Consider the following 6,463-nt stretch of genomic DNA (forward strand, 5'->3'; position numbering starts at 1 on the left):
AATTGTATTCCCTCTTTTTTTAATCTAAAGCAAACATTTTTATTCATATAAATTCGAAAAAACCTTTTCCTTTTACACTATTATACTTAACTCTTCATCCATTGCAAAGTCGTCGTCATGTAAATGGACAACCTCCAGTGTTTTTTCGTAGTTAGTCGATTTCTTTGAGAAAAAATCATGCTGAGTCGTTTCAACATTCAATCCATTAAGAACAATCGGATTAACCTCCCCTACTTCGAAGCGTGGTTCGAAACCAAGATTCATCAAAGCCTTATTACCATTATAGCGAATATACTCTTTTACATCTCCTGTAAGTCCAACATCGCCATATACATGGTCAGTATATTTCAATTCGTTTTCATATAATTTATCCATCAATTCAAACAAGTTTTCTTTCACTTTAGCTTTTTGTTTCTCGCTAAATGCAGCAAAAAACTCCTGAGCTAAAAGGCCTACAAAAACACCGTGTATAGACTCATCTGCCACAATCTTCTTTATAATATCGCAACTTGCAACCATTTGTCCCTGTCCGGCAAGCCAAAGAGGTAAAAAGAAGCCACTATAAAAAAGAAAAGTTTCAAGCATTACCGACGAAGCCAGAGCCATATAAATATCTGCGGTTGAGACATTCGCCTTATCCAGTTTACGGTAATTTGAATCTATCGTTTTTGCTTTCAGCTGTAATTGCTCGTTACTAGAAGCCCATTCGAAGATAGCATCAATCTCGGCAGCGGTAGCTACTGTCGAAAAAATAGTTGAATACGATTTGGCATGTATTGCCTCCATCATACACATATATGATAGTACCGATTTATTCTGTAATCCCTCAATATGATCTATCACTTTCGGCATCCCTGTATGACTTTGTAACGTATCTAACAATGTCAGACCACCCAGTGCTTTTTTATATGCTTCCTGCATTTCGGCAGATAGAGACTTCCACGAATCGATATCTTTCGATGGAATATATTCGGTGTCAATCCAGAATTGTTTAAGATTTTGCTCCCAGAACATCTCCACATAATCATTATCGGGTGTATTCCAGTTTACAGCCCTAAATTTCTTTATTTCGCTCATCTCTTATTTCTTTTTTAATTATACAGAACATGACACACACTCGTCAATTGTAGCTTTCCGTGTACGTGTATAATACAATGATTTTAAACCTATCTTATGCGCATAAATATAATATTTAGCAATATCGCGGGTAGTATCACTACTCTTAGTATGAAGAATAGTAGATATACCTTGATCCACATGACGCTGGATTACAGCAATTAGCTTCATCACTTTCTTTTGATCCATCTCATATGCCGATTTGTAAAAGAAGAAATTATCATTTGTCAAATACGGCATAGGGTAAAAAGTTGTACTGTCACCATATTCGCGAACTTCAATCGTATCTACAATTGGCATTACCGATGCTGTCGAAGTCATAATATAAGATGTAGACTGATTAGGCGCTATTGCCAAACGATAGGCATGATATACTCCATGTTGCATCACTTGCTCTTTCAAAATTTGCCAGTCTTGACTATTTGGGATATGTAGTCCCTCAAATAGACTTTTTATTTTATCTGTCTGTGGTAAATATTCCTTATTTACATATTTGTCAAAATAAGTACCCTTAGCGTATTCAGATTTGTCGAAGTCTTTAAATGTAATACCTCTATCTCGTGCTATTTCCATGGAACGCTCTAATGAATAGAAATTCATCATCATAAAGAAAACATTGCAAAAGTCAAGAGCCTCGGTGCTTTCATATGCAATGAAGTTTTTCGCAAAAAAGCCATGTAAGTTCATCGCCCCCAATCCCACACTATGCAACTCATCATTCGCTTTTTTGATAGAAGGAACTACATCTATATTCGAAATATCGGAAACTACGGTTAAAGCATCTATAGCTGTAGATACCGCTTCTTTTATCCGGCTATTCTCCATAACTGTAACAATATTCAAAGAACCCAAATTACAGGATATACCTCTGCGAATAATATCTTCCTGGAAATAATCGTTTATTTCAGAAACTTCCGACAATTGCATAATCTCGGTACAAAGGTTACTAAACTTTACCTCACCTATATCTTTGAGTGCATGCTCTCTGTTCGCATTGTCCTTGAAAAACAAGTAAGGATAACCGCTCTCTTTCTGAGTTTGTGCAATTTTAACCAATAACACACGGGCACTCAAACGTTTTTTTCTGACTTTGGGATTATCCACAAGCTGTTGATACATAAAGTTCATATCCATATCATCGAGATATTTCCCATAAGCTCTGAACACCGAATGTGCATAAAAGACATAGAATGGCTCATCTTTCTCCGCCAACTCCATAAACTTATCAGGTATAATAACACCTATGGAAAGAGATTTTATACGAACCTTCTCATCCACATTGATTTTCTTACAATCCAGAAACTCTTCTATATCTGAATGGAAAACATTTAAATATGCAGCTCCGGCTCCGGGACGTTGTCCCAATTGATTGGCATAGGAGAAAACATCTTCTAATAATTTCATAATAGGCAATACGCCGCTTGCGCGTCCCTCCACTCCTTTTATTGCTTCTGAGCGTCCCCGTAATTTAGAAAGATTCAAAGACACACCACCTCCAATAGAAGATAATTTCATCGAAGAGTTTATAGCGTAACCTATAGAATTGAGGCTATCGCCTATCTCGTCAAGAAAGCAAGAAACCAATTCGCCTGATCTTCTTTTTCCTCCATTCAAAAAAGTAGGTGTAGCTGGTTGATATTCCTGATTAACTAGCAATTCTGCATATTTTATTGCTTGGTTAACATCTCCTTGAGCTAAGTATAAGGCTATACAGGCAACACGGTCTTCGTATCTTTCCAAAAATTTCTCTCCACTATCATCTCTTAAAGCGTAATTCTGAAAAAACTTGAAAGCACTCATAAATGAAGGAAAGCGAAACTTCCGCTCATAAATAAGCGCATACACCCGCATGATTTCTTCGAAAGAGTATTGTTCATAGAGATTTTCGTAGTAATTATTCTCTATCAGGTAATCTATCTTTTCTTTTAAGGTATAAAAAAAGACTGTATTTTTATTTACATAATCCAGAAAATAAGAGCGGACAGCCTCCTTATCTTTTTCCAATTGGAAATCCTCGTCCTTTTTTATCATTACCTCATTATTGAGGAGTATCCACTTTTTAATTTGCATATTCTTTTACTTTTAGGATAAAGCTGTTTACATCACGCTCTAATCCGGATAATTCAAACTTAATTAATATAGGGATGCCATATTTTTCGGCTATTTTATCAGCAGCCAATCCAAAATTGGCTCCCCAGTTCATATTTCCACTGGAGGAGACAGACAGAATGAAATCACTGTTTTGTTCCATAAACCTGAGTGTTGTTTCCGCAACAGCCCCCATTTGAGTAGTATAGGTAATCAAATGCCCTTTCCTATCAGCCAACATCGAATCAGATATTTTGATACAACGCCAGTCTGTCAATAAACGAATCTTATGAACGAAACGTTCTACATTTCCCGTCTTACTATCATAATAAATAATCATCTTCTTCTTTATAAAGAATCTATCATTGACTTAAGTTCATTCGGCTGGTATCCGATTACGCGCATCACTATTTCGTCATTGTCTACTAGAAGAGTGGTAGGAACAGAACGGATTTTGTATTTCATGGCAGTCTCTGGATTATTGAATGGATTTACTGCCTCTATTGAGACATCATAAGTCTTAAAATATTCTGAAACCATTTTACATGGATTACAATCTTCCTTTTCGAATTTTATTATCTTCTTCATGTCTTTATTTGATTAATATATAGAAAATAAGAGTTTAGTAAAATACTACACTCCACACATTTTTATTTTATGAGATATCTTTTTTTAGCAAACTCATCTTTACACCCGAAAGAAAAAGTTTTCTTTTTATTTTGGCAGGTCTTCTGACTTACTCCTTTTTTCACGGCCTTCCCTTTAGTTTTTAAAAGTGGCAATAGGTATTGTGAAAACATCTTTTAGAGCTTACAGCAGCGGGTCTGTTCAGGATTTACACCTGATTCCCTTTTCATCACATACTTGAAGATGCAAGTTTATGACACCAAAATCTTATACAAAGATTAAACAATTATTTGAGAATAATGTTCTAAAATGAAAATTTAATTACCAATAAGTCATCATTAATATTCACAAAAAAGAAAACTATATGCGATTATAGATATTCTAAATTTCCAAAAACAGAATACTTACAGTAGAAAATTAAGTTATCAAAAGATTAGAATACATTCTTTCTGAGAAGTATTTATACTATCAGCTTAGTATAGACTAAAAGAAGGTTTTAATATAAAAATAAGAATCGTAGCCACACTATTCTTAAAAGAAGAGCTAGGACGAATCAAATTATCAAAAACAGAAGGTGTATTTTACACAATAAACTAATTATAAGAAAGTTAATTAACACACCGAAACAAAAAAGGGACAAAATATCAACAAAAAGGGACAATCGTATCAAACTTAGGCTAGCAGACTTATTTTATTCCAATGTCTATTTCATTTTTATGTAACTATAAATATTTCATTTATGTCAATAGCATATTATAACTGATTTTATATTCTCTATCGAAACATCTTCTAACTCTAAGTAATACTTATCAAGATAAATTTTAAATAGCTTTTATATTCACAATAACTGACAGAAAGAGAATCTTATTTAACAACACTATATCAAGCAGATATACATATAAAAAAAGAGTTTCAATTTTACTTTGTATTTCTCAATAACGACCTAATGCTAGGGTATTCTTAATTGTTGTATACCTTCAGTTTACAATATCTTAGATTTAAAGCTGCACAAACTTATAGCTTAACTTTCCTATTTAATCATTTATTATTCGTCTTTCGATTGTCCCTTTCTTCACATTATTTTGTCCCCAACTCTTCAAAAAAGAATCTATGATCATTAATACTTTTGAATCCAGAATAAATACGAGTTGGAATCTTTCTAAATATCCTCGTTATATCTCGCAAAATTGGCTATATAGTTATTGCTATAATATAGATAAGAATAAAATACTAAATCAATATACAAATGGGGGTTCAGTTCAAAACTATCGCAAAGCTAATAGTAAAAGAAGAAGATGATAATGTTTTTCAATATTATCATTATCAAAAGAATGAAATAATTGATATAGGAAGTTTTGATGAAAATAGCATTTTTTTCATAATGAGTGGAGAAATTCTAATAAATGATTTTCAGGGAACAAAAAAAGTATTTGAAGCAGGTTCTATGTACTTTCTGTCTAAGAATTACACCCCTTACAAAGGGATTGTTAATAAAACGACAACCTGTGTTGAATTAAAGTCTGATAATCTATTACCGTATATCGAACAGGCTCTGTTATTTAATATTATTGCAAAATATACTCCTGAAGAATTGAGACTTGATGAATTAGAAATAAAGAAACCTCTTCGTTACTTTTTATCTGAAATTATATACTATAAGAATGGCGAATTTTCCTCTAAAGGTTTCTTTCATTTGAAGAAAATGGAATGGTTATTTATTATGCGTAAGTTTTATGCTAAAGACTTATTAGCTCGATTCTTCTCTCCTACTGTATTGAATGAAAGCAAATTTAGAATGACTGTATTTGCAAAATACACAGATAAAATTACAGTTAAAGAATTGTCTGAGGAATGTTGTATGACTACTAAGACATTTACTCGGCATTTTAAAACTGAATTCAATACTACTCCTCTCAAATGGTTGATGATGCAGAAAGTAAAAAGCCTAAATTATACTTTGGTATATGACACCTTACCGTTAGATGAAATTTTAGATAAGTACAACTTTAAGTCAGAAACAGAACTTATCGAATTCTGCTGCAAAAATAGTATCAAATTTAATATGTTCGAATATGAGTATGTGTAAAATTCAATACAGCCTTGTTGAGATGAAGCGACAAGACGAACAGTTCTATATTAGCCTAAATATGCATTTTATATGCCGCAAGATAGATACTAATCGGAGTCATCTATTTGCTCCTGTACTTTCTGATGGTGACAGGCAGTTGGAGTTACCTTTGGTTCTACTTGCAGGTAAAGGACGCTATTGGGCTTTCAAGCGTGCTCTGTGGGGATTGAATCGAAACATTTTGCGTACTTACCGCATAATGAAATTATTGAAAGCCGTTGACGAATCTGTTATTGATTACTCTTATAATCTATCTCTTCACTATGAAGAGTGGATGGACAGAGCAAAAATAACTGTTGTTTGTCAGTGAACTCAAAAACAGATGTATGCATTATGATAATTCATAAGGTTTATTTAAGAAATTAAATAACAATAAATAACTATGGATAAATACGTTGAAGTAATTTTACGAGTATTAGAAGATCATCATATCAAAGGAATGTATGATTCTGAAAATGATATTATTTATATATGCAGCGAAGAAGAGTCTGGATCGGTTTATAA

Annotated in this window: 6 protein-coding genes and 1 riboswitch; of the genes, 2 read left to right on the top strand and 4 right to left on the bottom strand. The window is 33.1% G+C overall.

Going from position 1 to position 6,463, the window contains the following annotated elements; translation table 11 throughout:
- Nucleotides 1-72: 72 nt before the first annotated feature.
- Genes nrdF through HGC4_RS16635 form a run of 4 tightly spaced genes read right to left on the bottom strand, consistent with a single transcriptional unit; the run spans nucleotide 73 to nucleotide 3,792 of the window.
- Nucleotides 73-1,077, bottom strand: a complete 1,005-nt coding sequence (gene nrdF / locus HGC4_RS16620; protein ID WP_050711260.1) for a class 1b ribonucleoside-diphosphate reductase subunit beta — start codon at nucleotides 1,075-1,077, stop codon at nucleotides 73-75.
- An 18-nt stretch (nucleotides 1,078-1,095) separates the two neighbouring features.
- The gene (gene nrdE, locus HGC4_RS16625) at nucleotides 1,096-3,186 is read right to left on the bottom strand and encodes a class 1b ribonucleoside-diphosphate reductase subunit alpha (RefSeq protein WP_050711261.1); all 2,091 of its coding nucleotides are present in this window, start codon (nucleotides 3,184-3,186) and stop codon (nucleotides 1,096-1,098) included.
- Nucleotides 3,176-3,544, bottom strand: coding sequence for a class Ib ribonucleoside-diphosphate reductase assembly flavoprotein NrdI (gene nrdI, locus HGC4_RS16630; RefSeq protein ID WP_050711262.1), 369 nt, complete (start codon nucleotides 3,542-3,544; stop codon nucleotides 3,176-3,178). Before nrdI ends, nrdE begins: the two co-directional genes overlap by 11 nt.
- Nucleotides 3,545-3,552: 8 nt before the next feature.
- Nucleotides 3,553-3,792, bottom strand: a complete 240-nt coding sequence (locus HGC4_RS16635; protein WP_050711263.1) for a thioredoxin family protein — start codon at nucleotides 3,790-3,792, stop codon at nucleotides 3,553-3,555.
- A gap of 115 nt (nucleotides 3,793-3,907) precedes the next feature.
- Nucleotides 3,908-4,110, bottom strand: a riboswitch (cobalamin riboswitch).
- Between the two features lie 967 nt (nucleotides 4,111-5,077).
- Here HGC4_RS16635 and HGC4_RS16640 point away from each other — a divergent pair.
- Both HGC4_RS16640 and HGC4_RS16645 read left to right on the top strand, forming a co-directional pair.
- Nucleotides 5,078-5,917 (top strand): AraC family transcriptional regulator, encoded by an 840-nt coding sequence (locus HGC4_RS16640; protein ID WP_050711264.1) that lies wholly within the window; start codon nucleotides 5,078-5,080, stop codon nucleotides 5,915-5,917.
- A complete protein-coding gene (locus HGC4_RS16645; protein WP_082204225.1) occupies nucleotides 5,904-6,269 on the top strand; it encodes a DUF3868 domain-containing protein in 366 nt (121 codons plus the stop codon). The genes HGC4_RS16640 and HGC4_RS16645 overlap by 14 nt, the downstream gene beginning before the upstream one ends.
- Nucleotides 6,270-6,463 lie beyond the last annotated feature (194 nt).

The organism is Dysgonomonas sp. HGC4 (assembly GCF_001261715.1).
GTDB lineage: Bacteria > Bacteroidota > Bacteroidia > Bacteroidales > Dysgonomonadaceae > Dysgonomonas_A.